The following is a 26,886-nucleotide window of genomic DNA, read 5'->3' on the forward strand; positions in this document are numbered from 1 at the left end:
GTAAAATTTTTATAAATGAAGATTTTGTACTTCATTTTCATTATAAAAGTGCTATGTTGATTTGAGCACTTTTAAAACTGACGGAGATTATATAATGAGCCAGACACGTCCAAGAATGACCAATTTATTTGAACAACTCGGTTTGGATTCTAGCGAAGAGGCGATTCAAAGTTTTATTGCAAATCACCAGTTGGATGCAGATACATTAATTACAGAAGCATCTTATTGGAGTGAGGGACAACGTCAGTTTCTTGCTGAAAAAATTAAATCTGATGGTGAATGGGCATTAGTGGTTGATCAGTTAAACGAGTCTCTACATGAGGACTCAGTAAAGTAAAAAATTGTGCAATGAAGATTTTATAAGGGAATAATTAGTAAGATCATTCCTGTGTAATATGTAAATCCCTTATCTTGAGTCACAAGATAAGGGATTTTTATTGCAGGGATTATTTCATCATCTCAATCAATTCCTGTACAGCTCTAGATTGTGTTCGCCCAGGATGCCAAACCATACCCAATTGGCGGTTCATTTCGAAACGAATATCAAGTTGTTGTAAGTCTTGATTTAATAAGGTTTTAGGTAAAACAGACCAGCCTAAACCAATTGAAACCAACATACGAATAGATTCAAGTGGATTATTGCTCATGGTGATTTTCGGCTTTAAACCTTTCTTTTCAAATTCTGCCAATGTGATTTGGCTGGTATAAGTCTGTGCTGCTGGCAATAAGCTTGGGTATTCAATCAGATCTTCAAGCTTAAGATTCTTTTTTTGTGCCAAAGGATGGAAGGGTGCAACCACGAAAACTAAAGGGTCATTCCAAATCGTGATATAACGCAAACGCTCATCACCTTGTGGCGGAAGGGTTAAAAATGCCAGTTCTAAATCCCCAGCGAGCACTTGTTCATGTGCTTGCTCAGAGTCCACAAAATGTACATCTAGTTTAACTTCAGGAAAGTGCTGTACGTATTTTTTTAAATGTTGTGGTAAATGGTGTAAGCCAATATGGTGACTGGTGCCAATCTTGAGTTTTCCTCTAACTTCGCCTTGCTCATGACTTAAGGTATGGTGAATATCTCCCAACTCATTTAACCAGTTTTTTACTTTAGGTAATAATGAATGCGCTGCATGTGTGGCTTGGACTCCACGACCTGCGGACTCAAAAAGTTTGACGCCGAAATATTCTTCTAAGCTATGTATGCGTTTGGTGACAGCTGGCTGAGTAATAAACAGATGTTCTGCTGCCATAGAAATAGAACCAGTTTCCATAACTTTGACAAAAGCTTCAAAAGCAGCGAGATTCATAATATTTTCATCCATAAAGAATTTTTATGCGTAATTCATTATTTAGAAACTTTAAGAATTAATCAAAGTAATTTTCAATTTTTTTTATTTTGTACAAAGTGATTGCTTCCATTCACGCGTTGGAAAAATTTTAATACAACTTTTTGCTATACAATTTGAGCAAAGCTCATTTATAGTCTGCGGATAAAAACAACAAAAGGAAAGCTATTTGAATCAATCATCAAACACCGCCATTCACTATTTTCAACATTATACTAGATATACTTTCTCTAAAACTTGGCTTCAATTTTTTATCACGATACTCATATTTTCTGGTTTGGGTTTAATTTGTGTATATTTTTTTAATATCTATTTCCCCATCATTATCGTCGCTATTCTCAGCATAATTTGGTTGAAGCTTCGGTTAAATCGCTTAAGAAAAATGAGAGATTTGGTGAGTTTTAAAATCCCAAATAATATTTGGCTTGCTTTTAAACAAAGACATCCGAATATTCGACAATCTTACTATCCCTTGATTGAAGAAGGTTTTAAAGACTATTTGGCAATTCATTTGTGGCGTAAGGGAGCATATGCAATGCCTTCGCATTCAGTGGACGCGTTATGGCATATATTAATTGAAGAATTTGATGAGTTTTATCAGTCGATGACTCAACGTTTTTTAGGCTATAAACTGATTCATAAACCACATGCTTTACAAGCAACTGAATCACAACAAGCTGCTCAAAGACAGCAACTACTCAATACTTGGCAAGGCGCATGTTATTTACATCGTTTGAATCCACAAAGCACTCAAGTTTTACCGCGACTTTTTCAGGTTGATGCCCATATTCGCTGGCAGCAAGGCTTAATTTTTAGTTTACCTTTTATGATTACGATGTATAGCCAAATGATGAGTTCAGCCTCAGATCTTCCGCAGGCTTCTGCAACATCATCATGTTCTTCGAGCTCTTGTTCAAGTTCCTCAAGTGATTCGAGCCACTCTCATAGTACAGGCTCAGATTCTTCATCTTCTTCTTGTAGCAGTTGTAGCAGCTGCGGAGGAGGCGGTGGTGATTAGCATCTCCAGCCCCAGCAAAACATATAATCTAGATTTTGATTTCAGTACTTTGAGCGGCTTTTTGGTCTCGTTTATTCCAAGCCTTTTCATGGAAAAAGAATGCAAATGCTTGTACGGTCGGCTCAAGTAAGCTTAATGTCACAGCCATCCAAAAATTACCTGTTACTGCATAAGCAACTAACATTGCTACGGTGATGTGCATAATGTAATAACTTAAGGTTTTTTTGAAAACACGTTGATTGTTTTGTAAGAAATTCTGGATACCCGCCATGAGTTTCACCACTGATTTATCGATTAGTTAAATAATAATCATTATCAATTGTAATGTAAAAAGGTTTTTTTGATTAATATTGATTGGATAAAACGATATTCTATTCTTTATGTATTGCATAGCGATTGTTTCTATCTCATTTATCCATTTTTTTAAATGATGAACTTGCTTATTGTTTAGTTTACACCTCAACTTTGTTTGCTAATTTCTCGGTTTTTATTGTTGACTAACCGAATTCCTTTAAAATTATTGAAGATATATAATTGATTAAACAAAAGAGAAGTTGAATAATTTATGGATGTGATTACAGGTTATTTATTTTGACAAAATTAATTCCAAAAAGTTTTTAAATTAATAAAAATGATAAATTAGATTTATGTAAAAACGTGGTTATAATTGAGCTAATGAAAGAATTACCCAGTCCAGTGGAGCATTTCGACATGGCAGGCGAAAACCAAAAAGCAAAAACAGAATCAGTAAAAACTTTGTATGACAAATTGTGGGATGACCATCTTGTAACACAACGTGATGATGGCTCAGCATTACTTTATATCGACCGTCATTTATTGCATGAAGTGACTTCTCCACAAGCATTCGAAGGCTTACAACTTGCTGGGCGTAAACCTTGGCGTTTAAGTGCTAACGTTGCAACACCTGACCATAATGTTCCCACATCAACCAAAGAGCGCTCAGAAGGAATTGCTGGAATTGAAGATGATACTTCTCGTATCCAAGTTCAGACTTTAGATGATAATTGTAAAACCTTTAATGTGGTGCAGTTTGATATTAACGATGTTCGTCAAGGTATTGCACATGTCGTTGGGCCAGAACAGGGTTTAACTTTACCAGGTATGACGGTGGTATGTGGAGATTCGCATACAGCGACACATGGCGCATTTGGGTGTTTGGCACACGGGATTGGAACATCAGAAGTTGAACATGTATTGGCAACCCAATGTTTAGTACAGAAGAAAATGAAAAACATGTTGGTGCGTGTTGATGGGACATTAGGTCAAGGCGTCACTCCAAAAGACGTGGTTTTAGCAATTATTGGTAAAATCGGCACTGCTGGCGGTACAGGGCATGCAATTGAATTTGGAGGTCAGGTATTCCGTGATATGTCGATTGAAGGACGTATGACAGTTTGCAATATGGCAATCGAAGGCGGCGCGCGTGTGGGTATGGTTGCAGTAGATGATAAAACGATTGAGTACGTTAAAGATCGTCCTTATGCACCGACAGGCCAGCAGTGGGATGCAGCAGTTGCTTATTGGAATACTTTACATTCTGATGAGGATGCATACTTTGATACGATCGTCGTTTTAAATGGTGAAGAAATAGAACCGCAAGTGTCTTGGGGGACTTCTCCTGAGATGGTGATTCCTGTATCTCAAGCTGTTCCAACGTTGGAGCAGGCTAAAGATGATGTACAGCGTAATGATTGGACACGTGCTTATCAATATATGGGCTTAAATGCGGGTCAGGCGTTGGCTGATATTCAATTAGACCGAGTATTCATTGGTTCTTGTACCAACTCACGTATTGAAGATATTCGTGCTGCTGCAGAAGTGGCGAAAGGTAAAAAAGTAGCGTCAAGTATTAAACAGGCGATGGTTGTTCCTGGCTCTGGTTTAGTGAAACAACAAGCAGAAGCGGAAGGTTTAGATAAAATCTTGATCGAAGCTGGTTTTGAGTGGCGTGAGCCAGGTTGTTCAATGTGTTTGGCGATGAATGCTGACAAGTTACAACCAGGTGAACATTGTGCTTCAACTTCAAATCGTAACTTCGAAGGCCGCCAAGGCAATGGTGGACGTACTCACCTTGTGAGTCCAGCAATGGCAGCTGCGGCAGCAATTGCAGGTCACTTTGTTGATGTACGTTCATTCTAATCAGGCTTAAGGAGCAAAGATATGAAAGCTTATACCGTTGAACAGGGTATTGTTGCACCTTTAGACCGTGCCAATGTAGATACCGACTTAATCATTCCAAAACAGTTTTTAAAATCAATTAAACGCACTGGTTTTGGGGATAACTTATTTGATGAATTACGTTATTTAGATGAAGGTTATCCGGGGCAAGACAATTCTAAACGTCCGAAGAATCCTGATTTTATTTTGAATAAGCCACGTTACCAAGCGGCATCTGTATTAATTTCTCGTGCCAATTTTGGTTGCGGTTCAAGTCGTGAACATGCGCCTTGGGCATTGGAAGAGTATGGTTTTCGTACAGTGATTGCACCAAGCTACGCGGATATCTTTTTCAATAACAGTTTTAAAAATGGTATGTTGCCAGTGATTTTGCCTGAACATGTTGTTGATCAATTATTTAAAGAATGTACTGCTCAGGAAGGCTATCAATTAACCATTGATTTAGAAGCTCAAGAAGTTCGTACTCCAAGTGGTGAAGCTTTTAAATTTGAAGTCGATCCATTCCGTAAACACTGTTTATTGAATGGCTTGGATGATATTGGTTTGACTTTACAGGCTGCGGATGAAATTCGTGCTTATGAAGAAAAAACTAAACAATCACGCCCTTGGGTATTTGCTGAAATTCAAGGTTAATTTTCAGCGAACATTTTACACATAGCGTGAATGCCTAACTCTTGCTAACATGCGAGTATAACAAAATGAATGTTAACTCAGTGAAGTGAGGGTTGGGGTTGAGCAATGACTAAGTTTTTGAGTTGCAGTGTTTTAATAGGTTTAATAAGCCTTATGCTTAGTGCATGTCAATCTACTCAAATGGTTGATTTAATGCGTATCAAGCAAGCTGAAAATAAACATGTCAGCCAAAATTCAGTTTCTGTCTATTGTTCAGGTGCAGAACATTGTGAATTTGCGCGCTTAAATGATGTGATTATCATGGATGAACGTGCACAACGTGCCAATCGTAGTGCCATTCAAAAGGGTTATCTCAAATTAACGGGTGAGCCTTTAGATCAAAATGGTGTTTATTTAACGATTCCACCTCAGCAATATGAGATGGTGATTCGATTCTATCCAATCACTAAACAGCATGCTGAAATTTTCCATGTTATTCATGATTTTAAAGCAAATCAAAAATACACATTTAAGATGTATCGCTTAAGGTCACAGGGTTCAGGAAGTTTGCTGAATGTTTCTTCACCGACGCCACTATGTGTCGATATGATTCAAGAAAAACGGACAATTCGCCGTTTTTGTCGTCCACATAATGCGGTGACTGGCGTGAGCGAATTTGTTGAACAGAAGATTTAATCTCACATCAGTATAGATACTGAAAAATAAATGGAACTACAAATGTCTAAACAAATTTTGATTTTGGCAGGTGATGGTATCGGTCCTGAGATCGTTGCTGCTGCTGAAAAAGTACTGACACGTGTCAATGATAAATTTAATTTAGGTTTAACATGGGAACAAGGTTTGTTAGGGGGGGCAGCAATTGATGCACATGGCGAACCTTACCCAGCAGTGACAGCGGAACAAGCGAAAAAAGCAGATGCAATTTTACTAGGTGCTGTAGGCGGTCCAAAATGGGATAACATTGAACGTTCAATTCGTCCAGAACGTGGTTTATTGAAAATTCGTAGTGAATTAAATCTATTTGCTAACTTACGCCCTGCAATCCTTTATCCGCAATTGGCGGATGCGTCTAGTCTTAAACCTGAAATTGTTTCTGGATTAGATATCCTTATTGTTCGCGAGCTGACGGGGGGCATCTACTTTGGTCAACCACGTGGTATTCGTGAACTCGAAAATGGTGAGAAGCAAGGTTATAACACTGACGTTTATTCAGAGTCTGAAATTAAACGTATCGCAAAAGTTGCTTTTGAAATGGCAAATTTACGTGGCGGTAAAGTCTGTTCAGTGGATAAAGCCAATGTACTTGAAGTAACTGAGCTTTGGAAGCAGACAGTGACTGCACTCAAAGAACAGCAATATCCAAATATTCAACTTTCACATATGTATGTTGACAATGCAGCAATGCAATTGGTCCGTGCGCCAAAACAATTCGATGTGATCGTGACTGGGAACTTGTTCGGTGACATTCTTTCCGATGAAGCAGCAATGCTAACTGGCTCTATTGGTATGCTTCCATCTGCCTCTTTAGATGAGAATGGCAAAGGTATGTATGAGCCTTGTCATGGCTCTGCTCCTGACATTGCAGGCCAAAACGTTGCCAATCCACTTGCAACCATTCTTTCTGTGGCAATGATGCTACGCTACACCTTTCGTGAAGAAGTGGCTGCAAAAGCCATTGAGGATGCTGTAGGGCAAGTTTTAGACCAAGGCTTGCGTACTGGTGATATTATGTCTGATGGTATGCGTAAAGTGGGTACGGCTGAAATGGGTGAGGCTGTCGTTGCAGTGATTGCTTAAGCACTTGTTTTAGATACTTGCTAATAAAAAACACAGCTTAAGCTGTGTTTTTTATTTTAAATTTTAGCTTCTGATAAGTTTTGATAAAAGTCTAACCATATTCTCACCATTATACCGATAGGTATTAGATTCGCTTTAAAATAGCTAACAGGCTCGACCTAAATACTCAACAGATTCAGCAACACCATCTTTTAATTTAAAAGTAACTTTACAATTGAAATTAATGTCATAGCTTGGCGTGCCCATAGTATCATAACGAATCACTGGCATACCCATCCCATTTGACCCTACAGTCGCATTGCCTCCTGCCATGGGGATATTGATTGGTCTAAGGATGGTATAGCTTAACGCGTTATTAGTGGTTTGGATTTTATCGCTTACCTGATAACCCATCGCCTTAAAGTTTAAATTGCTTTGAATCTCAGCACTGCTTTTACCAATGAATTGTTGTAAATATTCATCTAAATTTGCAGGTCGAGTGTTTAAGCTGTTACATCCAACAAGTGCAATAGAGGCGAACAAAAACATGCATACATATATTTTCATAAGCTTCACCTGATCCATAGTTAACTTAATTTAGAAATGATCTCTATTCAGTATAATAAATATACACGCATATGTATGTAGATCGGTTGCAGGGCAAACCAAGTCGTATAAATTTTACCAAATAGAGTCAAACAGACAGAACTGATGAAGCTGTGAAAAGATCAGTTGTATTAAAAATTTAGAACAAATTAGTGCTATCAACTTTGAAGTAAATGGATTACAAGTGATAAATAGGTATATGAAACAGATTTTAATGTGTCAGATATATAATTGCTAGACGACTAAAAAGCGTAAGCAGGAGGGTAAATTTTGTGGATAATGAAAAAGCCACCTAAAAGTGGCTTTTGCTTACACTAAAACTTAGCGTGCACGATATGTAATACGACCTTTAGTTAAGTCATATGGTGTCATTTCAACTTTTACATTATCGCCTGTTAAAATACGAATATAGTGTTTACGCATTTTACCAGAAATGTGAGCAATCACTTCGTGACCGTTTTCTAAACGCACACGGAACATAGTATTAGGAAGCGTTTCGGTGACAACGCCTTCGAACTCGATAAGTTCCTCTTTATTGGCCATAGCCTACCTGATGATCAAATTGGAAAGGCGCAAATTATAGGCAATTTTTTACAGAAAGACAAGAATATTCGGCATTACAAGGCGGTAGATGACTTGAAAATAAGCGAACATATTGTTAAACAATTTCTACAAAAAAAAGCGGATAAATATTGTCAGTTTGGTCAATCGACTGTAATCTAAATTAAATGTTTTAAGTATAAATGAATAACATACAAGGAAGGGCACTGCGTGAGTCAGCTAACTGATGCTTCGGTTGTTTTACGATTAGGCTATCAAGCGATCCGTCGTGCAGGATTGCCGACAGAAGAAATATTATCAAAGGCTGGGGTAGCATTGGGTCAGGTCGACCAAAATGCTCGAACACCATTGAATGCACAATTTGCATTTTGGGTCGCTGCGGAGGAAGTCAGTAATGATCCAGATATTGGTTTACACCTCGGAGAGCACTTGCCACTGTATCGTGGGCAAGTGATCGAACACCTGTTTATTTCAAGTGAAAACTTTGGCGAAGGTTTAAAGCGAGCTTTGGCTTATCAACGTTTAATTAGCGATGCATTTCATGCCAAATTGATCATTGATGATGACGGGCGTTGTTATTTAACCAATGGTGAACAGCCTTGGGGTGAGAACATCGTCAATCGTCATTTTTCAGAATGTGCTATTTCAGGGATTTTACGCTTCTTTAAATTTATCACTGAAGGACGATTTGAACCGATTTACATCGATTTTAATTTTGCCAATGGCGCTTCTGATGGTGAGTATTATCGTGTTTATGGTTGTCCTGTCAGTTTAGGACAAAAAGAGACACGTCTTTATTTTGATCCTTCCATTTTAGAATATCCATTGTGGCAAGCGGAGCCTGAGTTATTGCAATTGCATGAACAACTTGCAATTGAAAAACTGCAAGAGCTTGCACGTTATGATTTGGTGGGTGAAGTACGCCGTGCGATAGGTTCAACCTTGGAAAGTGGTGAAACAACCCTTGAAACTGTTGCTGCCCAACTCAGCATTACCCCACGTCGTTTACGTACACAGCTTTCGGAAGCCAATACCAGTTTTCAGCAAATTCTTTCTGATTATCGTTGTCGCTTAGCCAAGAAACTGTTGGCCAATACCACTGAAAGTGTTGAGCGTATTGTTTATTTGACTGGATTCTCTGAGCCAAGTACTTTTTACCGTGCATTTAAACGCTGGACCAATGAAACGCCTGTGGAATATAGAAAGCGTAAGCAGCGTTAAATCGTATGCTTGTGGGAAACGAACTGAACAGTTTTAATATAAAAAATCCTTCTATTGAGAAGGATTTTTTATATGCAGCCCCAAAAAATTATTCAGGCATATTTAACCAATGTGGCCCTAAAGGCATTTTAGGCAATTCAAATTGTTCTGGGTAATCTGCATGAATAAAATAAAGCCCATCTGGTGGTGCGGTGATTCCTGCCGCTTTACGATCTTGTGCCGCAAAAATTTCATCAATATGATCCACTTCATATAGACCTTGACCGATTTCAAGTAAGCAACCCATGATGTTACGTACCATATGGTGTAGGAAGCCATCTGCTTGAATATCCAATACTAGATAATTGCCATGACGAATTAAGCGACAATGTTTGACATGACGTACAGGCTGATTGGACTGACATGCAGCAGCGCGGAAGCTTTCAAAATTATGCGTGCCTTGAAATTTTTGCGCCGCTTCAATCATTTTATCCACATCGAGTGGATAATAGGCATGTGTTACTTGTTTATGTAATAAGGCAGGGCGGTTTGCCGATTGATAGACCACATAACGATAACGACGAGCCTTTGCCTTAAAGCGTGCATGGAAATCGTTATCCATTTCTTTAATCCATTGGATTGAAATGTCTTTGGGCAATTGACTATTTGAACCCATTAACCAACCACGTATAGGCCGAATCGCATTGGTGTCGAAGTGGGCCACCATATTGGTCGCATGGACACCCGCATCAGTACGACCCGCACCATGTAAAATAATAGGCTCGTCGGCAATTTTACTGAGCACCTTTTCCATGGTTTCCTGAATACTACGTACGCCAGGCTGTTGAGTTTGCCAACCTTTATATCGCATGCCACAAAACTCAATACCAATTGCAAAACGTTGCATAAATACCTCTATTCAGGATGATCATACCAATGGTCATGCCATTGTTCCGAAGAGGGGTATTGTAAATAAATTTTAACAATTTTGGCATAAAGATCTGCTTGGCTCAGTGCATCACTGACTAAAATTTTTGAATCTTTGATCCATTGGCTAATCGCATAGCGCTGATCCATGCCGCCTAGAGGGACTTGAGTGGATAAAATGATTTGACAGCCATTTTCCTGCAAGCTTTTAATTTTTTGGATAATGCTCGCATTTACGGCTAAATTACCTACCCCATAAGCTTGAATGATCAGAAAATGCGGAGCATGTTTGGAGAAAATTTCCAGATTACGTTCAAACTGTAATATTTCAGTCGGCACCATCATCCAATTGACGATATTCAGCGATTTGGCTTTTTCGAGATGTGAAAGTTGTACCTGAAGGACGGAATGATCTACCGCTATTTGTTGTTCTGCTTTGAGTCCTTTAAACGCATCTAAAGCAGTGCTATGGGCTTTTAATGTGGTTCTGGCATGAATAACTTGATGGTAGAAAGCCAAATACACGCCTACAGGAAGTCGAGTAACGGCATCCAGTGCAGTATTTAAATTATCCAGCGCATCGGTGAATTCTCGAGTATTGTCCCCTTGAATATTGAGCAGTGGATATTGGCTTCCAGTAAGGACGACATGACAGGACTCAGCTAAAAAGCGTGATAAGGTCGCCGCAGCATAACTGAGCGTATCTGTGCCATGAATAATGACAAAGTGTTGGAAATTTTGGAGTTGTAGGCTTTGTATTTGTTGAATCAGCATAAGCCAGTCAATGGCTGTACATGCACTACTGTCTTTGATACTGGGTGCCTTGAAGCATTCAATTTTAAACTGAGGTGCTAAGACCTTTTTGAGTTGTGGAATAAACTCAGCATCAGGCATCGGTGCTAAAGGCTCCCCAATACAGCCAAAAGTTCCACCCATGTAAATTAAAGCAATTTTTTTGTTCATAATAAAAAAGCAGCCATTCATGACTGCTTTATCTTAAGACGAATAGATTTAAGAAGCTATTTGATTGAGTAAATTTTGTGATTGTTGGCGTTGTTCAGCGGTATACGCTGCTTCATTTTGTGAGAGTAGCTCACGAACGGAAGCATATGCACCCAAATTTAGATATTGTTGAGCAAGGTCTAAATTTAATTGAACTTCATTCACTTGAGCCAGCTCAGGGAATGAATTGAGTAATGGGTCGTTTGCATCTATGGCCATACTGGTTTCAGCTTCACTAGGCGTTTCAAGGCTAAGTGTTGCTGTGCTATGCACTTGCTCAACTGTTTCAGGTTTCGGATCTAGATCAAAATTAAAAGTGGGCTGTGTCTCTGGTTCAGTAGGCGTGAGTTTAAATTCAAAATCACGTACTGGTGTGCTTTCTTCAGTAGCTACTGGCGTAATCGATTCAGCAAAATCAAGTTTGAATTCTGGTGCGATTTCAACTTCTGCCGCTTTTTCAACTGGAACTGCTGTAGGTTCATTTGCTGTAAACGTGAATTCTAACGGTTTGACAGCTTCAGTTTTGACTTCTGGGGCAGGTGGTGCTGTTTCGAAAGAAAACTCAGTTGTTGGTGTTGTTTCTTTTTGAGAAGCCGGATCTAAATTAAATTCTAAAGGCTCAACGGGTTCTTGAATTGTATCAATTTTCTGTTCAGTGACAGTTGAGTGGTTAAATTCTAGCGCATCGACATGGGTAAGATTTTGAGTTTCAGATACTGTTGGTTGTGAAATCGTTTCTGTATTTCCAATCAAGGCATCAAAGGCAGCTGTATTTTTGATTTCAGGTACTACAGGGCTTGAAGGCTCAAAAGCTATGGATTCAATCGGATGATCCGCTTGATTGGCTTTTTGTCGTTCTTCTGCTTGAATGACGATTTCGTCTAAGCCCAATGAACGAATATGATTAATCAATTGGTTCACTGCAAATTCATCTTTTTGTGCAAGATGTACATCTAAAAGATAAAGATAAAGTTCATGTTGAGCATTGTCTTGGTTTAAAACTTGATTGATCTTTGCTTCAGCAGAGAAATAGTTTTTCTCTTCAATTAGTCTTTCAATATTCTTTTTTAATTCGGGGCTTAATGGTTTTGTTGCTTGTTTAACAACAACTTCATTTTCAACAACAGTCGTATGTTGTTTCTGTGAGGTACGTGCGGTACGCGCTACATTTTTTTTCGATGTCTTTTTATGATTACTTTTTTTGTTATTGGTGCTGGTATTTTCTTTATTGGCATCTTCTCGTTTTTTTAAAACGATGGCCACGACCAAAAGTAGAACAAATGGAATCACATACAACAACATTTTATTTCCCCTTCATTGAGCACAATGAATCAATATTTTTGAATATCCTAACTATTTGGTTTCTTTGCATTCTGCTGTTTTAATTGCTGTTGCAATTGGGCAAGCTGAGCATTTAATAATTGAATTCGCTGATTCTTTTGTTGTAAACCTGCTGCAAGTTGGTTCACATTCTTCTGTAATTTAACCGTTTTTTCACGAGATGTCATAACTTTTGTAGATAATTCAGTAGTGGTCTGATTCAACTGTGTATTTTGCTTTCCTTGACTCTGAACAGCGGGTTGTTCATTATCTGCGACTAAACTCATTTCTGCTTGATCTAAGCGATATTTGGCAGAACCCGATTGCTTTTTGGCAATTTCAGGTCCAGCCGTTGCAACTTTATTTTTGCTTTGTGGTATTTGACGATAGCTTGCTGCAAGATTGAGCGCAGCACCACGACGAATACGGTTTACATCACCTTGAATAAAGGCATTGGCATTATTTGCTTTAATTTGTCGCATGACTTCTGGAACGCTTTGATTGGTTTCTGCTGCAATCCGCGATGCAATTTTCCACAGTGACTCATTGGCCTGAACAATATGCTTAGGTTGTTTATCTAATGCTTTATTGGCCTTTTCTTGTTTGAGCGCTTTTTGTGACTCTGCTTTCGATTTCTCTACGTGAGATTCATTCGGTTTTGCTTGCTTGGTCTCAGCTTTGGAATCTTTTGGCTTTTGTGATTCTGCTTTTTGCTCGTCTAATTTGGCGGGTGGGGTCTGAGCTTTTGCAGATGGCACTGGTGCTTTTTCGGCTGGAGGTTGAGGCGCTTGCTGTACAGTTACCGCCGTTGTTTGTGGCATATTCTGAGCACTGCTTTGATGATTGCTTTGACGAAGGTTTGGAGTATTGGTTGTAGCCGCAGGCGGTGTGTTTGTTGCAACTGTGGTTGGTTTTTGTTCTGTTTTGAGTGCTGGTGGTGCAATCACATTAATCGCCAAAGTACCAGCTGAATCCGTTGTCATCGTTGCTTTGGTTGCTATAGCTGGTGGAGTTAAGACTTCTGATGTTGTCACGTGGTATTGCGTACTGGTTGGTAAATTTAATGCAATATCCTTTTCGCTAACGATGATTTGAGGTGTCAGAGGCTTTTCTTTGACTAAAGCATTGCTCATTGGAGCAGGAATGTTGCTACGCCCACGGGTCAATGGGGCTTTGACTTGCTGAATATGGGTCGCACTCCCTTCTTTGACTTTTAATAATATATTTAATTCAGATTCAACAATCGGGCGAGATGAGGTAATCACAATCACCCCAGTGCCATCTCCAGAACGACGAGTATAAAAATTTAAATGTCCAGGTGCTTGCGTTGAAATACCAATATTTTGAATATCATCTGCATCGGCTAATCCGACTTCTATTTTTTCATTTGAATTTGCATTACTAAACTTCATTTCAGCATAAAGCAGATCACCAGACCCTGATTGAACTTGGATCGGGTCTATTGTAATCGCACTCACCGCTTGCGACGTCATGATGGCTAAAATGGCAATTTTTAATTTGTTATATACAGTCATCTCTATCCATTGTTCTGACAAAGTTCAAGGCATCCCCATAATACAATATTTAGCTGTAGTCTATATGTAAAATATTAACATTAGAGTTACATAAACATAGTTACATAAAAAAGCCGATCAAGATAGATCGGCTTTTTCATTGTTTATAAGTTTTTTGTGACTTTAAGCATTTTTATAGTCGATTAAGATACGTAACATACGACGTAAAGGCTCAGCGGCACCCCAAAGTAATTGGTCACCAACAGTGAATGCGCCTAAATACTCTTTACCCATATTTAATTTACGTAAACGACCTACTGGCACAGATAGAGTACCAGTCACAGCTACTGGGGTAAGATCCGTCATTGACGCATCGCGTGTATTTGGAACCACTTTTGCCCATTGGTTAGACTGACGAATCATGTCCTCAATTTCATCAAGCGGAACATCTTTTTTCAATTTCAATGTTAAGGCTTGAGAGTGACAACGCATTGCACCAATACGTACACAGTGACCATCAATTGGAACAATCTGAGCATTACCTAAGATCTTGTTGGTTTCAACTTGACCTTTCCACTCTTCTTTAGATTGACCACTTTCAAGTTGCTTATCAATATAAGGGATCAAAGAACCCGCTAAAGGCACACCGAAGTTTGCTTTCGGGAAAGCTTCGCCACGTTGTAATTCGGCAATTCTGCTGTCGATATCTAAAATCGCAGAACGTGGATCATCTAACAAGTCTTGAGTATTGTTATATAAATACCCCATACCAGTGATCAGCTCACGCATGTTTTGCGCGCCAGCACCCGAAGCGGCTTGATAAGTCATCGCCGTCATCCATTCCACTAAATTGTGTTGGAAGAGTGAACCCATGCCCATCAACATTAACGAAACCGTACAGTTACCGCCAACAAATGTTTTAATACCATTGACCAAACCGTCTTTGATAACATTTAAGTTGACTGGATCGAGTACAATAATTGCTTCATCATCCATACGTAATGTAGAAGCTGCATCAATCCAATAGCCTTTCCAACCTTCAGCCTTTAGCTGAGGAAAGACTTCTGATGTATAGTCGCCACCTTGACAGGTAATAATGACATCCATTTGCTTCAGACTGGTAATGTCCGTCGCTTCCATAAGTGCTGGAGCAGTTTTACCACCAAAAGCAGGAGATTCACCACCTGCGTTACTGGTAGAGAAATAGAATGGCTCAAAATGAGCAAAATCATTCTCTTCAACCATACGTTGCATAAGGACAGAACCAACCATCCCGCGCCAACCGACCAGACCTACTTTCATGCCACTTTGCCTCGGTGCGTTAAAAAATAAAAGGGGGTTTGAGTGTATCAAAAGGGTGTGTAACTGCAATAGCATACACAATGAAAACACCACTATATTGTGCAATATATCTTGTTTATGATACATGCAAAATTGATATTAATTTATGAATCATGCAAAAATTAAGAATATAAGAGTGACAAAATATGATTTGGATAGAAGTACTTGCGTCGATTGTGATTTGGCTAAGTTTCTGGTCACTGATTCCCCGTGATGAATGGTGGTTTAGAGGTGCTGATTTTCCACGCTTGCAGATATTATTTGTTGGTCTGATTGCAATGGTATTGATGTTGTTTTGGACAGCGCCCTGGGACTTGATCCGTGAGGTGATTTTATTTTTATTGATTGCTGCCTTAGCTTTTCAATTAAAGATGGTTTTGCCTTATACCTTCGTTTGGAAGAAACAAGTTAAACAGGTGACGAAAGATCAGCTTAATCCTGATCAGCAAATTTCAGTGATTGTGTCGAATGTACTGACACCGAATGATCAATATCATTTATTGCTTGAGCAAATTGAACAGCACCAGCCTGATATTGTTTTGACGCTTGAAACTGATCAAACTTGGCAAAATGAACTAGCTCGAATTGAAAAAGACTATCCTTATCGTGTGGCTATACCTTTAGACAACCTCTATGGGATGCATTTGTATAGCAAACTCATGTTGGTCGATACAGAGGTTAAATTCATTCTCAGTGATGAAATTCCATCTATTCATACCACGGTGATTTTACCATCTGGGCAAGCAGTGCAACTGTATTGTTTACATCCCAAACCACCAAGCCCAACAGAAGCCAAAGACTCGACTTTACGTGATGCTGAATTGCTTATTGTGGGGGATCAGATTAAAGACTTGGATGAGAGCTGTATTGTTATGGGTGATTTAAACGATGTTGCTTGGTCACGCACAACGCGTTTATTTCAGCGTATCAGTGGTTTGCTTGACCCACGTGTGGGGCGTCGATATATCAACACTTTCCATGCTGACTATAAGTTTTTGAGATGGTCTTTGGATCATTTATTTCATAGTACAGATTTTGCTTTAGTGCATATGCAACGGCTGCCTCATGTGGGTTCAGATCATTTTCCGATTTATGTAGTATTACAAACAGGGCGTATTTTTGAGCAGACTCAAGAAGAGTTGGAGCAAACAGACGCGGATGAGCGTGAAGCGCAAGAGGCGATTCAAGAAGGAATTGAAAAAGCAGAGAAAGAGGAAAAGCGGGTAACCGATGAAATTGCGCAAAGTTATAAAGTTGGAACCTGATTGTCTGACAAAAAAATTAAAAAATGGCTATTTTTTGTAAGCAATTACTTACATGGATTTAGGCCCTAAGCGGATAGCATGAAAAGCATATTCGTTTTAATCTTTACTTATCGACACAGGGAATGAGAACGGAAAATCTCACTAAGGAAGACGAAGTCGATGGAGTAATCATCAAGGATTTGATGTTGGAATGGATAACCAAGAAAATAAGAATAAGATGTGAAAGCACAACCTCATGAACCCGAGTTTTGCAGGATGCAGAACTCGGGTTATGCTTTATTTGTGGTATATAATTTAGAACAGATAAGATTGAAAATAAAAAAGAGTGGCTATGTTTTTCGCAAAAGTTCAAGAATTCGCTTCAAGTCTTAAACATTTTACAGGTTTAAGTAGTGATGCTTTATTTATCTATGCAGGTTTAATCATTTATTTTATTGTTGCTGCAATTCATAAAAGACAACTTAAATCAAATTTTGCGATTATCGCCACAGTTGTGCTTGCATTTGTAATTGAAATCTTTAATGCACGCGCAGATATTTTTGGTAGAGGCTATTGGCGTATTTGGGAAAGTATCCATAGTATAGTCAATATGATTTTTTGGCCTTATGTGATTTGGGCGATGGCACGTTTTCGAGCATGGAAAGGTTAGGTCTTTCTACTTAACCCGCTTATGATCCAGATTGTTTTTATTTTCCATAGTGTTGATTTAAGGCGTCTATTTCAGCAGAAATTTTTTGTTGAAGCGCTATTGAACGTTTACCAAGTTGCTTAAATTCATCACTGGGTGCATTTGGATTAAAATCTGAGGCTGTTGAAAGCGTATACATTTTCTGGCTGGTGATTAAATTATCAATCATCTGTGTGCGTAGACTTTGTACTTCACTACTTTTTAAATTTAATGCCATAATTTGTTGTTGAGTTTTCGCTTGTATATCATTGGCTTTGAGTAAAATCTGCTGGCGCTTTTCAGGTTGGGAAGCAGCTGATTGAAGCTCCGCTCTTAATTGAAGTGCTTGAGTATTTGCATGATTGATGATCTGATTAAGTTGAGCCAAGTCTGTTGTAATCTCTGTTGAGTTGGCTGTACTCAGTTCAGTCGCTTTGCTTTTCCAATTGCCTTGAGTTGTTACCCTAGACGTAGTTTCTGAGGTTTTGTTTTGGGCGATATCTGCTTTTTGCTCTGAGCATGCAGTAAATATCAAACTGGAACTGATCAAACATGAAAAAAGAACTTTATTGATGATATTCATGGTTTTATTTTCCTTAAATTTGAATGTATTTAGCTTATTATTGATAAATCTTAATTCGCATTGTTTAATCAAGAAAGTGGGCATATGTAACTAGACGCAGTTCGCCATGAACGATGGTATTTAAACGCTAGATGACCAAAATAAAAAAGGAGATATTTTTATATCTCCTGATTGTTAAAAACGAAAGCTTTCAAAATTAATAAATTTTCTCATAGCCTTTGGGACGTGTTTTAAAGCGACGATGAAACCACATATATTGTGTCGGCGCGATCCGTAGTTGATTTTCAATGATTTTATTGACACGAATCGCATCATCCATTTCATCTTCACTGGGTAATGGATCAACAGCAGGTTCAATAAGTACATGGTATTTTGGATCTTTTATATCACCATCACGATAGAAATACAGTGGGATCGCGACAGCTTTTGATATTTTCAATAGACGTCGATGTGCCGTTACCGTTGCAGCGGGCGTACCAAAAAAGGGTGCCATCACCCCTTGTTTTAATCCAAAATCCTGATCTGGACTATACCAAATCGCATCACCTTCTTTCAGATGGCGAATCAATCCACGCATATCATCATGATCAATCTGCGCTTTATAAATCGTTGCACGACAACGATAAATCAGCATATCGAGTAAAGGATTATTCTGTGGGCGATACACGACATCGGGTTCAAAAAATTGTGCACATAAATAACCACCAGCATCAAGCATGGTGCTATGAGTGCCGAGTAACAGTATGCCTTGACCATTTTGTTTGGCTTGTCGGATATGCTCTAGACCTTGAATACTGACACGGTTTTTAAACCATTGTGGTGAGTACCATGCATTTAAGGTTTCAAAGACCCCGACCATTTGATCAACAAAGACTTGTCTTGAATTGTCGATGACTTGTTCAGGCGACCATTCTGGAAAGCAGACTTCTAAATTACGCGTTGTTGTTTCACGACGCGATTTCAGTCGGTCAAAGGCAATATTGCCCAACAGTGTTGCTAAGCGATACTGAATTGCCCAAGGCAAAATTGCGAGCATCATCAAAAATACAATCGCAATCCAGATTCCCCAATATTTCGGATGTAAAAATGCCCAATAAAATTTTCCAGGCTCGTATTGATGCTTTTTACTCATAGCAGTTTTGTAAATTTTGGGGCAGTTAAAACTGAAAGGAGTGTAGCATGAAGCGGTTTAAAGAAGAAAATTCAAGATGTCATTCACTCTCATTGAGGATAAGCAAGGAAGCATGACGTGAAAATAATTCGGTTAATTCAAGGTGATATTACAGTTCAAAAGGTGGATGCAATTGTGAATGCTGCCAATAGCTCGTTACTTGGCGGTGGTGGTGTGGATGGTGCGATTCATCGTAAAGGTGGGGTAGCTGTTTTGGAGGATTGTCAAAAGATTCGGGCCAGACAGGGGGGGTGTGCAATTGGTGAAGCAGTGATTACCACAGCGGGGTTGTTGCCCTGTAATTATGTGATTCATACCGTGGGCCCCACTTGGCAAGATGGACAGCATGCTGAAAATGAACTTCTTGCAAAAGCCTATCTGAACAGTTTAAGACTCGCTGAGCAATATCAGCTAAAAACACTGGCATTTCCGAATATTTCAACAGGCATGTATCGTTTTCCCAAATCAGAGGCAGCATTTATTGCCATAAACAGCGTGACTAAGTTTTTAACCCAGACGACCAATTTAGAGGAAGTCAGTTTCGTGTGTTTTGATTTGGAAAATTTTAAAATCTATCGCCAGCATCTTGCTGAGATTGACCAAAAGCACGTACATGTTTTAGGTATATAATTACAGTTATTCACTGATTATTCTAGACAACCTTGCGATGAGAAATACCTACTTAGACAGTTGTAAGGCAACACTGATATTTCTTGTGGTTCTCGGGCATTTTCTAGAACGCATGATCGGTTGGAAAGATCCGCTTGATCATGTCTTATTAGGTACGATTTATTTTGTACATATGCCTGCTTTTATCTTTATTTCGGGCATGTTGTTTAAAGACAGTAAGTGGTTTAAGAATATTTTATTTTTTGTCTCGCTCTATTTGCCCTTTCAAATTCTATTTCCTGCATTTGATGCCATCTGGTCAGGTAAATTTCAACTTAGTTGGAATTTTTTTGAACGAGCTTATTGGATCTTATGGTATCTGTTGGGCATGATGGTATGGACAACGCTTACCCATTTTTTGATAAAAACAAAATTTGCACTGCCGATTGCACTGATTCTTGCTTTATGTATCGGTTTAAGCCCTTGGAACAATTACCAATACTCTATCGGAAGAATTTTTAGCTTCTTTCCATTTTTTATTGTGGGTGCGCTTTATGGCAAAACCATTGTCGAGAAAATTCAGCAATTTAAATTCACTCAAGTTTTAGCTGGATTTATCGTGATGGGCATTGCAAGCTTGGTATATTTCACCCAAATCAACCCATTTTGGTTATATGGCAGTTTAAGTTATCAGCAGCTTAAGGTAAGTATGTGGGATGGTACGTGGATCAGAATAGGCTGTCTATTGATGTCGAGTTTGGGCATTTTCGCGATGTTTGCATGGACAAAATTATTGAATATTGGCTGTGTGCAACTTGGGAAAAACACTTTGGCGGTGTATTTGCTACATGGTTTTGTGGTGATGTTGATTGCACGTTATTGGCAACTGGATTTTCATATTTTTGTGGAAATTGGGATTTGTATTGGTTTATCTGTATTGACTTGCTGGATGTTACAACAGCAATTTTTTGATGTTTTATTAAGAAAATTATCCTTATGGTTAATCAAGCCTGCTGAGAAGTTTGGTTTAAAGTAGCTGAATGGATTTGAAGCGATCCAGAGCATTCGCTAAAAATTTAAAAGCTACACTGTTGGTGTAGCTTTTAAGCATGAGGATCATAATTTTATAAAGCGACAGTTTTAAAACAACGTTTTAAAGTGGATTATTTGGTTGCTGCTTTACCCTCTACTTTTTTTGCTGTTGCTGATTTTTGTGCAGCGGCATGGTGTTTTTGGCTATGGCCAGCTTTATGTTGTTTTTGCATTTGATGGGTTTTAACCGCTTGAGTCGAATGCTGTGCTGGAGTTGCTGCCATTGCAGAACCTGCGAAAATTGCTGTGGTGAATGCTGCAACAAGTAATGATGTAACTTTTTTCATGATCATATTCTCACTAAATAATTCGAGATCTGAACTAGATTCGATAATCATATCTTGGTGGATTTGTATGGAAACATCATGAAGTGCTTGTAGCGAAATTCAGTATAAATGAAATGATCATTGGTAAGATGAGTGGGGAATGGTAAGTGCTTTGATTTTTTAAGTTTTATTTAATTTTAATTAGTAAAGTATTGCCGTCATTTTAACTTGAACTAAGCCATTTAAATAAGTGCGTTTATTTTTAAAAATGAAGGAGTTTGTTATATATCATTTCAAGTATTATTTAGATAACGAAATTCTGATTACAGACTTAAATTGAGCATTTTGATCTTTTACTGCTACTCCACTATTGGAATGCCCCTCACATGAATAAGACAATCAGAAGAGCAACCATTAAGGACTTAATTGCAATTACTCAATTGATTGCGCCTTTTATTGATGAGTTTGCAATTAATGACAGTGGGCGACAACTGTTTTCCGCAAGTATGATTGAAAAAATGCTTGAGAATCCTGAAATTCACTATTTTGTTTATAGCGATCATCAGCAGATGATCGGTGTTATTGCGTATAAGAATCCGGCCCATTTGGTTCATTTCTTTATATCGAAAGAGAAGCAAGCTCAGGGAATTGGCCGAACAATGTGGGACTTTATTTTGCAGGAGGTGAAAAAGTCTGGTGTTTCAGTATTTACGGTAAATTCAAGCTGTAATGCACAACCTGTTTATGAACGATTTGGCTTTGTGGTGAAAGATGAAACCATTGAAAATCATGGGTTACGTTATGTTCCAATGTCCTTAAATCTGGTTAATACATAAAGCTGAAAATATGTGTTGTATATCTATAAGATGATTGATCAATGTTGTTGGTTTCAATGTCGGCAGGCTCAATAAAAAACTCCGCATATTTACGGAGTTTTTTATTGAAAGATTTTATAAGAATTAACCTTTGGTCATTTCTTCTAATGCATCCCAACGCTCCATTTTTTCAAGCAGCAGTTCATCAATCTCGCCAAGTCGTTGCGACGCTTTGGTGGCTGCATCTGCATCAGTCACAAACCAAGAACCATCTGCAAGTTTTGCAGTTAGTTCAGTTTGTTCTTTTTCTAAAGCTTCAATTTCTGCGGGTAACTGTTCTAAAGCACGTTGATCTTTATAACTCAACTTCACTTTTTTAACAGCTGGTTCAGCAAGCGTCGCAGCAGCTTCCGCTTTAGCAATGGCCTTTTTTACATCACTTTTCTGATCGACAACACGCTGATCTGGACGTTGTTCTAGATAGTCTTGATAGCCACCAATGTATTCATCAATATTGCCTTTACCATCAAATACCCAAGTTGATGTCACAACATTGTCCATAAATGCACGGTCATGAGAGATCAATAACAAAGTCCCTTTATAATCACTCAACATTTCTTCAAGTAATTCTAAAGTCACCATGTCTAAGTCGTTGGTTGGCTCATCCATTACGATAAGATTAGACGGTTTAAGCAATAACTTCGCCAAAAGGATACGATTACGCTCACCACCTGAAAGTGCTTTGACAGGAGTACGTGCGCGCTCAGGCGAGAATAAAAAGTCTTGTAAATAGCTGTAGATATGACGGCGACCACCATTAACATCGACAAAGTCTGAGCCTTCAGACACGTTGGCCATTACTGATTTTTCAAGATCTAGCGCATTACGTAATTGGTCAAAATAAGCCACTTCAAGCTGTGTACCTGTTTTCACCGAACCGCCATGTTCAAGTTCACCTAAAATGGCTTTGATCAAGGTGGTTTTACCTACACCATTATCACCGACTAAACCAATACGGTCACCACGTAGTACTAAAGCAGAAAAATCTTTAATAATTGGTGCATTATCACCAAAAGCCACACTTAAGTGTTCAATATCGAACACCAATTTACCTGAACGATTTGCCTCTTGAGTCGCCATGCTCACTTTACCTTGTTGTGAGCGACGTGCTTTAGATTGTTCACGTAAATCTTTTAATGCACGTACACGACCTTCGTTACGGGTACGACGTGCTTTGATGCCTTGACGAATCCAAGTCTCTTCTTCAGCCAAGCGTTTATCAAACAGCGCATTCTGCTTTTCTTCAGCTTCCATTTGCTGTGCTTTTAAGTCGAGGTAGCGTGAGTAGTTACCTTCATAACTACGTAAAATACCACGATCCAATTCCACAATACGTGTCGCAATACTGTCAACAAAAGCACGGTCATGGGAAATAAATAACAGGGTCAGATTGTTTTGATCGAGTAAGAATTTCTCTAACCATTCAATACTTTCTACATCCAAATGGTTGGTTGGTTCGTCAAGTAATAAAACGTCAGGTTGCGTCAACAATGCACGTGCTAAAAGTACACGGCGTTTACGCCCCCCTGATAAATCAGCTAAATCCGCTTCAGGATCTAAGCCCATTTTGCTCAAGATAGAATTTACTTTGGTTTCTAATGCCCAACCATCGAGCAAATCCAGCTTATGTTGTAGGTTGCCCATACGATCACAAGCTTCCATATCACCTAATACACAAGCATCGCTGGCTTCGTGGTATTCTTTTAGGACGAGCGCGGCTTCTCCTGCACCTTCGGCAACAATATCTGCAACTTTGCCCGAATCCATCGGTACATCCTGAGCAAGCATAGAAATCGTAATACCATTTTGTAATGCAATTTCACCTTGATCAGGCAATAAACTTCCCTCAATCAGTTTGAGTAAAGTAGACTTACCTTCACCGTTACGACCAATCAGACAGACTCGTTCGCCTCGTTCTAAATTGAAGTTTGCGCCATTGAGCAGGGCAGGTCCACCAAACGCAAGTTGGACATCCCTTATAGTAATATAGGCCATACGGTTTCCTAAACATCCCACACTGAGGACTAAAAATGACTAAACATAAAAATATTGATGATCAGGCGTCATTTTCCGCACCCATAGAAGATTTGCAAGTCCGAATTGCATTTTTAGATGATTTAGTCGAACAATTAAATGATCAAGTAGCGCAACAAAGCTTGGAAATCACTGATTTAAAAAAACAAATGCAGTTAATTTACCAACGTATAGAATCTGCTGATTTGTCAGAAGGTATTGCAGCATTTGACCCAATGACCAATCGTCCTCCGCATTATTGATCTAACGAAAGTGAAATATGAGTGGCTGAGGTGTGCTGAATCAAGAGTAAATTCACACATAGCAGTGGTATTGGCAAAGGATTTGCATAACGCAAGCGCTAAATTTGTGGGTTAAGATGGATTATGAACTTAAAAAACCTCGAAGCATTTTATTGGGTGGTGACCTTAAACAGTTTTAATAAAGCCGCAACAAAGCTTCAAACGACTCAGCCTGCAATTTCTCAAAAAATTACTGCGATTGAGAATGATCTCGGTTTTAAAGTGCTTGATCGCCGTTCTCGTCAAATCAAAGCCACGCATAAGGGCATGACCTTATTTAAATATGCTGAAAAGTTTATGCGACTGGAAACAGACTTAGTGGCTGAACTCACAGAAAGTCAGTATTTAACAGGAACGATTCGTTTAGGGGTTTCCGAAACGATTGTCCATACTTGGCTAGTGGAATATATGGAGCAAGTCCAGCAAGAGTTTCCAAAAGTTTCCATTGAAATCGTGGTGAATTTAACTCCAGATTTACAAGAAGGTGTACGCACCGGTGATTTGGATATGGCGTTTTTACTGGGGCCAACTTTGCCTTTTGAATGTATAGAACGTTCATTGTGTGATTTTGAATTAAGCTTTCTGGCATCACCTTCATTTAAAGGTGGAATCGGGCAGATGTCATTGCGGGCATTGATGTCGCATACCATTTTAACCTATCCAAGAATTACCTATCCTTATAAAGAGCTCAAAGCCAAAATGAAAGAACAAAAGATAGATGAACCTCTATCCATTACAAGTTATTCATTGGTCACATTATTACGTTTAGCTGAACAAGGTTTAGGGATTGCAGTTGTACCTAAACTAACAGCAATCAAAGAAATTTTAGATGGGCGATTGGAAATTTTGGATACGCCAATCCAATTAAAGACATTCCACTTTACCGCAATCTATACACAAGGCAATAACACCGCATTAAAAGAAAAGTTGACCGATTTAGCGGTTTTAACTTCGGAAAATGCCATGAAAAAGCTGAATAATAAAATTAGATAGTGAAGAATAAAACGGCATTTTATTCGGCTTTGGTTTTGATTTAAAAATTGCAAAAATATGAAATATTGATAATGAGAACTTATAGAAAGTGATAAATATTCATTATTAAATGATTTTAAAAATAATAAAAATATATGAATTCAATATCTTACGTTTAATAAATTTTGGATAAAGTCTTATTGTGACTCACTTTCGCCTATGCTTTTATTTGAAATACAGATTTGGTTCAGCATAACCAAAAAATCTTAAAAGTTTAAAGGATTAAAGAATTTCATATTTTAGAAAAATAGATGTTCTTTGTTTCACTTGAAATAGCGTTGATTAAGCTCAAATGGATGAGGAACGCCTACATGTCTTTATTGAAATCTTCTTTTTTATCTGACCGCCAATGGGCAATTGTTGCATCTATATTTATGATGGCAACATCGGCGATGGGGCCAGGTTTTCTAACCCAAACCGCTGTATTCACAGTGAAATTAGGTGCTGCATTTGGCTTTGCAATCCTAGTTTCGATCATTATTGATTACGTTGTTCAGCAAAACATTTGGCGTGTAGTTACCTTAACGCAAATGCGCGCTTCTGATATTGCCAATAAAGCTTTACCGGGGAGTGGTTACTTACTCGCATTTCTGGTTATTTTAGGTGGGTTTTTCTTTAGTATCGGTAACATTGCAGGTGCTGCACTGGGCTTAAATGCACTCTTTGGGTTGGATACCAAGGTCGGCGGCGTGCTGAGCGGTGCTTTGGCAATTCTGATTTTTGCCTCCAGAAAAGCCACACTGGCGATGGACAAGAGCATGATTATTTTGGGTTTACTCAAAATTGTTTTGATCGTGATCGTTGCATTTATTGTCATGCCACCTGTGGGGCAAGCCGTTCAACAAACTTTTGCACCTGATCAAATTGATTTCGCCATCATTACAACCATTGTTGGCGGTACAGTGGGTGGTTATATTTGCTACGCAGGCGCGCATCGCTTATTGGACAAAGGTGCTGTAGGACCAGAAAATATTGATGAAGTTGCCAGAGCCGCAACCAAAGGTATTGTGGTGGTCGGGATCATGCGTTATGTATTGTTCTTGGCATTCTTAGGGGTTGTGGTCAGCGGCGCAAATATCGATTTAGCAAGTCACGATGCCAATCCAGCTGCGCAAGCATTCCAATATGCTGCGGGTACATTTGGTTTTAAACTGTTTGGCTTGATTTTTTGGGCAGCGGGAATCAGTAGCACAATTGGTGCAGCTTATACCTCTGTTTCGTTTATGTCCGCATTTAAAAAGAACTTAACCACCAAACATACCAATTACCTCACGATTAGCTTTATCTCTTTAGCCCTGTTGCTTTACGTGATTCTAGGTGCAACACCAGCGGGCTTATTGATCTTTGTGGGTGGTTTTAATGGTTTGGTATTACCAATTGGTTTAACGATTTTTGTCTATGTTGCGGCATGTCGTAAAGACATGATGGGCAATTATAATTATCCAAAATGGTTGCTGGTTTTGGGTGTATTAACCTGCTTACTCACATGGTGGATGGGTTATATGTCATTCACGACGGTATTTAATTACCTCACCAAGCTTTAATCAACTTAACACTCAATTGAAAAGGAA

The 26,886-nt window shown here is 38.8% G+C and carries 27 protein-coding genes and 1 pseudogene; 15 read left to right on the plus strand and 13 right to left on the minus strand.

Annotated elements, in window-relative coordinates:
* Positions 1 to 94 precede the first annotated feature (94 nt).
* Positions 95 to 337, plus strand: coding sequence for a DUF2789 domain-containing protein (locus tag ACG916_RS02730; protein WP_336952204.1), 243 nt, complete (start codon positions 95 to 97; stop codon positions 335 to 337).
* A gap of 109 nt (positions 338 to 446) precedes the next feature.
* On the opposite strand, the gene ACG916_RS02735 is transcribed toward ACG916_RS02730, so the two are convergent.
* Positions 447 to 1,304 (minus strand): LysR family transcriptional regulator, encoded by an 858-nt coding sequence (locus ACG916_RS02735; protein WP_004718104.1) that lies wholly within the window; start codon positions 1,302 to 1,304, stop codon positions 447 to 449.
* A 433-nt stretch (positions 1,305 to 1,737) separates the two neighbouring features.
* On the opposite strand from ACG916_RS02735, the gene ACG916_RS02740 reads away from it, so the two are divergent.
* Positions 1,738 to 2,361, plus strand: a complete 624-nt coding sequence (locus tag ACG916_RS02740; protein ID WP_419327048.1) for a UCP032817 domain-containing protein — start codon at positions 1,738 to 1,740, stop codon at positions 2,359 to 2,361.
* Between the two features lie 28 nt (positions 2,362 to 2,389).
* On the opposite strand, the gene ACG916_RS02745 is transcribed toward ACG916_RS02740, so the two are convergent.
* Complete coding sequence (locus tag ACG916_RS02745; protein ID WP_336952202.1) at positions 2,390 to 2,632, minus strand: DUF2061 domain-containing protein; 243 nt, start codon at positions 2,630 to 2,632, stop codon at positions 2,390 to 2,392.
* A gap of 440 nt (positions 2,633 to 3,072) precedes the next feature.
* Here ACG916_RS02745 and leuC point away from each other — a divergent pair, with 440 nt between their 5' ends.
* The 4 genes from leuC (at position 3,073) to leuB (ending at position 6,990) form a co-directional block, all read left to right on the plus strand.
* Positions 3,073 to 4,521 (plus strand): 3-isopropylmalate dehydratase large subunit, encoded by a 1,449-nt coding sequence (leuC, locus tag ACG916_RS02750; protein ID WP_336952583.1) that lies wholly within the window; start codon positions 3,073 to 3,075, stop codon positions 4,519 to 4,521.
* 21 nt (positions 4,522 to 4,542) lie between these two features.
* The gene (leuD, locus tag ACG916_RS02755) at positions 4,543 to 5,193 is read left to right on the plus strand and encodes a 3-isopropylmalate dehydratase small subunit (protein ID WP_419327049.1); all 651 of its coding nucleotides are present in this window, start codon (positions 4,543 to 4,545) and stop codon (positions 5,191 to 5,193) included.
* Positions 5,194 to 5,298: 105 nt separating this feature from the next.
* Positions 5,299 to 5,868, plus strand: a complete 570-nt coding sequence (locus ACG916_RS02760) for a hypothetical protein (protein ID WP_336952200.1) — start codon at positions 5,299 to 5,301, stop codon at positions 5,866 to 5,868.
* Between the two features lie 42 nt (positions 5,869 to 5,910).
* Positions 5,911 to 6,990, plus strand: a complete 1,080-nt coding sequence (leuB, locus tag ACG916_RS02765) for a 3-isopropylmalate dehydrogenase (RefSeq protein WP_336952198.1) — start codon at positions 5,911 to 5,913, stop codon at positions 6,988 to 6,990.
* 144 nt (positions 6,991 to 7,134) lie between these two features.
* Here leuB and ACG916_RS02770 read toward each other — a convergent pair whose 3' ends face one another.
* Both ACG916_RS02770 and infA read right to left on the minus strand, forming a co-directional pair.
* Complete coding sequence (locus ACG916_RS02770) at positions 7,135 to 7,536, minus strand: hypothetical protein (RefSeq protein WP_419327050.1); 402 nt, start codon at positions 7,534 to 7,536, stop codon at positions 7,135 to 7,137.
* 360 nt (positions 7,537 to 7,896) lie between these two features.
* Entirely contained in the window at positions 7,897 to 8,118 is a 222-nt protein-coding gene (infA, locus tag ACG916_RS02775; RefSeq protein WP_004718087.1) for a translation initiation factor IF-1, read from the minus strand.
* Between the two features lie 228 nt (positions 8,119 to 8,346).
* Here infA and ACG916_RS02780 point away from each other — a divergent pair, with 228 nt between their 5' ends.
* Entirely contained in the window at positions 8,347 to 9,357 is a 1,011-nt protein-coding gene (locus ACG916_RS02780; RefSeq protein WP_004718084.1) for an AraC family transcriptional regulator, read from the plus strand.
* An 88-nt stretch (positions 9,358 to 9,445) separates the two neighbouring features.
* On the opposite strand, the gene truA is transcribed toward ACG916_RS02780, so the two are convergent.
* The 5 genes from truA to asd form a co-directional block, all read right to left on the minus strand.
* Positions 9,446 to 10,243, minus strand: a complete 798-nt coding sequence (gene truA, locus ACG916_RS02785; protein ID WP_105713977.1) for a tRNA pseudouridine(38-40) synthase TruA — start codon at positions 10,241 to 10,243, stop codon at positions 9,446 to 9,448.
* 8 nt (positions 10,244 to 10,251) lie between these two features.
* Positions 10,252 to 11,226, minus strand: coding sequence for an asparaginase domain-containing protein (locus tag ACG916_RS02790; RefSeq protein ID WP_419327051.1), 975 nt, complete (start codon positions 11,224 to 11,226; stop codon positions 10,252 to 10,254).
* Between the two features lie 48 nt (positions 11,227 to 11,274).
* Positions 11,275 to 12,567 (minus strand): T4P machinery localization factor FimV, encoded by a 1,293-nt coding sequence (gene fimV, locus ACG916_RS02795; protein ID WP_419327052.1) that lies wholly within the window; start codon positions 12,565 to 12,567, stop codon positions 11,275 to 11,277.
* Between the two features lie 47 nt (positions 12,568 to 12,614).
* Positions 12,615 to 14,120, minus strand: coding sequence for a FimV/HubP-related protein (locus ACG916_RS02800; RefSeq protein WP_419330501.1), 1,506 nt, complete (start codon positions 14,118 to 14,120; stop codon positions 12,615 to 12,617).
* A 162-nt stretch (positions 14,121 to 14,282) separates the two neighbouring features.
* Complete coding sequence (gene asd / locus ACG916_RS02805) at positions 14,283 to 15,401, minus strand: aspartate-semialdehyde dehydrogenase (protein ID WP_056516877.1); 1,119 nt, start codon at positions 15,399 to 15,401, stop codon at positions 14,283 to 14,285.
* A 185-nt stretch (positions 15,402 to 15,586) separates the two neighbouring features.
* On the opposite strand from asd, the gene ACG916_RS02810 reads away from it, so the two are divergent.
* Positions 15,587 to 16,705: an endonuclease/exonuclease/phosphatase family protein gene (locus tag ACG916_RS02810; protein WP_419327054.1), complete on the plus strand. Its 1,119-nt coding sequence runs from the start codon at positions 15,587 to 15,589 to the stop codon at positions 16,703 to 16,705.
* 331 nt (positions 16,706 to 17,036) lie between these two features.
* Positions 17,037 to 17,354: a hypothetical protein gene (locus ACG916_RS02815; RefSeq protein ID WP_419327055.1), complete on the plus strand. Its 318-nt coding sequence runs from the start codon at positions 17,037 to 17,039 to the stop codon at positions 17,352 to 17,354.
* Between the two features lie 37 nt (positions 17,355 to 17,391).
* Here the strand turns inward: ACG916_RS02815 and ACG916_RS02820 are convergent, their stop codons facing one another.
* Both ACG916_RS02820 and ACG916_RS02825 read right to left on the minus strand, forming a co-directional pair.
* The gene (locus tag ACG916_RS02820; protein WP_419327056.1) at positions 17,392 to 17,955 is read right to left on the minus strand and encodes a PM1805 family lipoprotein; all 564 of its coding nucleotides are present in this window, start codon (positions 17,953 to 17,955) and stop codon (positions 17,392 to 17,394) included.
* 196 nt (positions 17,956 to 18,151) lie between these two features.
* Positions 18,152 to 19,087 (minus strand): LpxL/LpxP family acyltransferase, encoded by a 936-nt coding sequence (locus ACG916_RS02825; RefSeq protein ID WP_336952188.1) that lies wholly within the window; start codon positions 19,085 to 19,087, stop codon positions 18,152 to 18,154.
* 117 nt (positions 19,088 to 19,204) lie between these two features.
* Between ACG916_RS02825 and ACG916_RS02830 the strand changes: the two genes are divergently transcribed.
* Both ACG916_RS02830 and ACG916_RS02835 read left to right on the plus strand, forming a co-directional pair.
* Entirely contained in the window at positions 19,205 to 19,756 is a 552-nt protein-coding gene (locus tag ACG916_RS02830; protein ID WP_419327057.1) for an O-acetyl-ADP-ribose deacetylase, read from the plus strand.
* A 37-nt stretch (positions 19,757 to 19,793) separates the two neighbouring features.
* The gene (locus ACG916_RS02835) at positions 19,794 to 20,771 is read left to right on the plus strand and encodes an acyltransferase family protein (protein ID WP_419327058.1); all 978 of its coding nucleotides are present in this window, start codon (positions 19,794 to 19,796) and stop codon (positions 20,769 to 20,771) included.
* Positions 20,772 to 20,898: 127 nt separating this feature from the next.
* Here the strand turns inward: ACG916_RS02835 and ACG916_RS02840 are convergent, their stop codons facing one another.
* The gene (locus ACG916_RS02840; protein ID WP_224964682.1) at positions 20,899 to 21,114 is read right to left on the minus strand and encodes a hypothetical protein; all 216 of its coding nucleotides are present in this window, start codon (positions 21,112 to 21,114) and stop codon (positions 20,899 to 20,901) included.
* 365 nt (positions 21,115 to 21,479) lie between these two features.
* Between ACG916_RS02840 and ACG916_RS02845 the strand changes: the two genes are divergently transcribed.
* Complete coding sequence (locus ACG916_RS02845) at positions 21,480 to 21,929, plus strand: GNAT family N-acetyltransferase (RefSeq protein ID WP_336952184.1); 450 nt, start codon at positions 21,480 to 21,482, stop codon at positions 21,927 to 21,929.
* A 123-nt stretch (positions 21,930 to 22,052) separates the two neighbouring features.
* Here the strand turns inward: ACG916_RS02845 and ACG916_RS02850 are convergent, their stop codons facing one another.
* Entirely contained in the window at positions 22,053 to 23,963 is a 1,911-nt protein-coding gene (locus ACG916_RS02850; protein ID WP_419327059.1) for an ATP-binding cassette domain-containing protein, read from the minus strand.
* 35 nt (positions 23,964 to 23,998) lie between these two features.
* Between ACG916_RS02850 and ACG916_RS02855 the strand changes: the two genes are divergently transcribed.
* From ACG916_RS02855 to ACG916_RS02865, 3 genes and pseudogenes are all read left to right on the plus strand, one after another.
* Entirely contained in the window at positions 23,999 to 24,244 is a 246-nt protein-coding gene (locus tag ACG916_RS02855; protein ID WP_419327060.1) for a SlyX family protein, read from the plus strand.
* Positions 24,245 to 24,367: 123 nt separating this feature from the next.
* A complete protein-coding gene (gene mumR, locus ACG916_RS02860; protein WP_336952181.1) occupies positions 24,368 to 25,276 on the plus strand; it encodes a LysR family transcriptional regulator MumR in 909 nt (302 codons plus the stop codon).
* Positions 25,277 to 25,607: 331 nt separating this feature from the next.
* Positions 25,608 to 26,859 (plus strand): annotated as a pseudogene (locus ACG916_RS02865) (NRAMP family divalent metal transporter).
* The last annotated feature ends 27 nt before the right edge of the window (positions 26,860 to 26,886 follow it).

This window comes from Acinetobacter legionensis, from assembly GCF_048552295.1.
GTDB lineage: Bacteria > Pseudomonadota > Gammaproteobacteria > Pseudomonadales > Moraxellaceae > Acinetobacter.

What these genes read in the sequence shown, in the direction of transcription:
- ACG916_RS02850 (WP_419327059.1), bottom strand. Translation starts at nt 23,963, where the DNA reads ATGGCCTATATTACTATAAGGGATGTCCAACTTGCGTTTGGTGGACCT.
- ACG916_RS02760 (WP_336952200.1), top strand. Translation starts at nt 5,299, where the DNA reads ATGACTAAGTTTTTGAGTTGCAGTGTTTTAATAGGTTTAATAAGCCTT.
- leuD (WP_419327049.1), top strand. Translation starts at nt 4,543, where the DNA reads ATGAAAGCTTATACCGTTGAACAGGGTATTGTTGCACCTTTAGACCGT.
- ACG916_RS02845 (WP_336952184.1), top strand. Translation starts at nt 21,480, where the DNA reads ATGAATAAGACAATCAGAAGAGCAACCATTAAGGACTTAATTGCAATT.
- ACG916_RS02840 (WP_224964682.1), bottom strand. Translation starts at nt 21,114, where the DNA reads ATGAAAAAAGTTACATCATTACTTGTTGCAGCATTCACCACAGCAATT.
- ACG916_RS02790 (WP_419327051.1), bottom strand. Translation starts at nt 11,226, where the DNA reads ATGAACAAAAAAATTGCTTTAATTTACATGGGTGGAACTTTTGGCTGT.
- ACG916_RS02835 (WP_419327058.1), top strand. Translation starts at nt 19,794, where the DNA reads ATGAGAAATACCTACTTAGACAGTTGTAAGGCAACACTGATATTTCTT.
- ACG916_RS02855 (WP_419327060.1), top strand. Translation starts at nt 23,999, where the DNA reads ATGACTAAACATAAAAATATTGATGATCAGGCGTCATTTTCCGCACCC.
- ACG916_RS02730 (WP_336952204.1), top strand. Translation starts at nt 95, where the DNA reads ATGAGCCAGACACGTCCAAGAATGACCAATTTATTTGAACAACTCGGT.
- asd (WP_056516877.1), bottom strand. Translation starts at nt 15,401, where the DNA reads ATGAAAGTAGGTCTGGTCGGTTGGCGCGGGATGGTTGGTTCTGTCCTT.
- ACG916_RS02745 (WP_336952202.1), bottom strand. Translation starts at nt 2,632, where the DNA reads ATGGCGGGTATCCAGAATTTCTTACAAAACAATCAACGTGTTTTCAAA.
- fimV (WP_419327052.1), bottom strand. Translation starts at nt 12,567, where the DNA reads ATGTTGTTGTATGTGATTCCATTTGTTCTACTTTTGGTCGTGGCCATC.
- ACG916_RS02800 (WP_419330501.1), bottom strand. Translation starts at nt 14,120, where the DNA reads ATGACTGTATATAACAAATTAAAAATTGCCATTTTAGCCATCATGACG.
- ACG916_RS02820 (WP_419327056.1), bottom strand. Translation starts at nt 17,955, where the DNA reads ATGAATATCATCAATAAAGTTCTTTTTTCATGTTTGATCAGTTCCAGT.
- ACG916_RS02735 (WP_004718104.1), bottom strand. Translation starts at nt 1,304, where the DNA reads ATGAATCTCGCTGCTTTTGAAGCTTTTGTCAAAGTTATGGAAACTGGT.
- ACG916_RS02810 (WP_419327054.1), top strand. Translation starts at nt 15,587, where the DNA reads ATGATTTGGATAGAAGTACTTGCGTCGATTGTGATTTGGCTAAGTTTC.
- leuB (WP_336952198.1), top strand. Translation starts at nt 5,911, where the DNA reads ATGTCTAAACAAATTTTGATTTTGGCAGGTGATGGTATCGGTCCTGAG.
- infA (WP_004718087.1), bottom strand. Translation starts at nt 8,118, where the DNA reads ATGGCCAATAAAGAGGAACTTATCGAGTTCGAAGGCGTTGTCACCGAA.
- mumR (WP_336952181.1), top strand. Translation starts at nt 24,368, where the DNA reads ATGAACTTAAAAAACCTCGAAGCATTTTATTGGGTGGTGACCTTAAAC.
- ACG916_RS02770 (WP_419327050.1), bottom strand. Translation starts at nt 7,536, where the DNA reads ATGAAAATATATGTATGCATGTTTTTGTTCGCCTCTATTGCACTTGTT.
- ACG916_RS02825 (WP_336952188.1), bottom strand. Translation starts at nt 19,087, where the DNA reads ATGAGTAAAAAGCATCAATACGAGCCTGGAAAATTTTATTGGGCATTT.
- leuC (WP_336952583.1), top strand. Translation starts at nt 3,073, where the DNA reads ATGGCAGGCGAAAACCAAAAAGCAAAAACAGAATCAGTAAAAACTTTG.
- ACG916_RS02815 (WP_419327055.1), top strand. Translation starts at nt 17,037, where the DNA reads ATGTTTTTCGCAAAAGTTCAAGAATTCGCTTCAAGTCTTAAACATTTT.
- truA (WP_105713977.1), bottom strand. Translation starts at nt 10,243, where the DNA reads ATGCAACGTTTTGCAATTGGTATTGAGTTTTGTGGCATGCGATATAAA.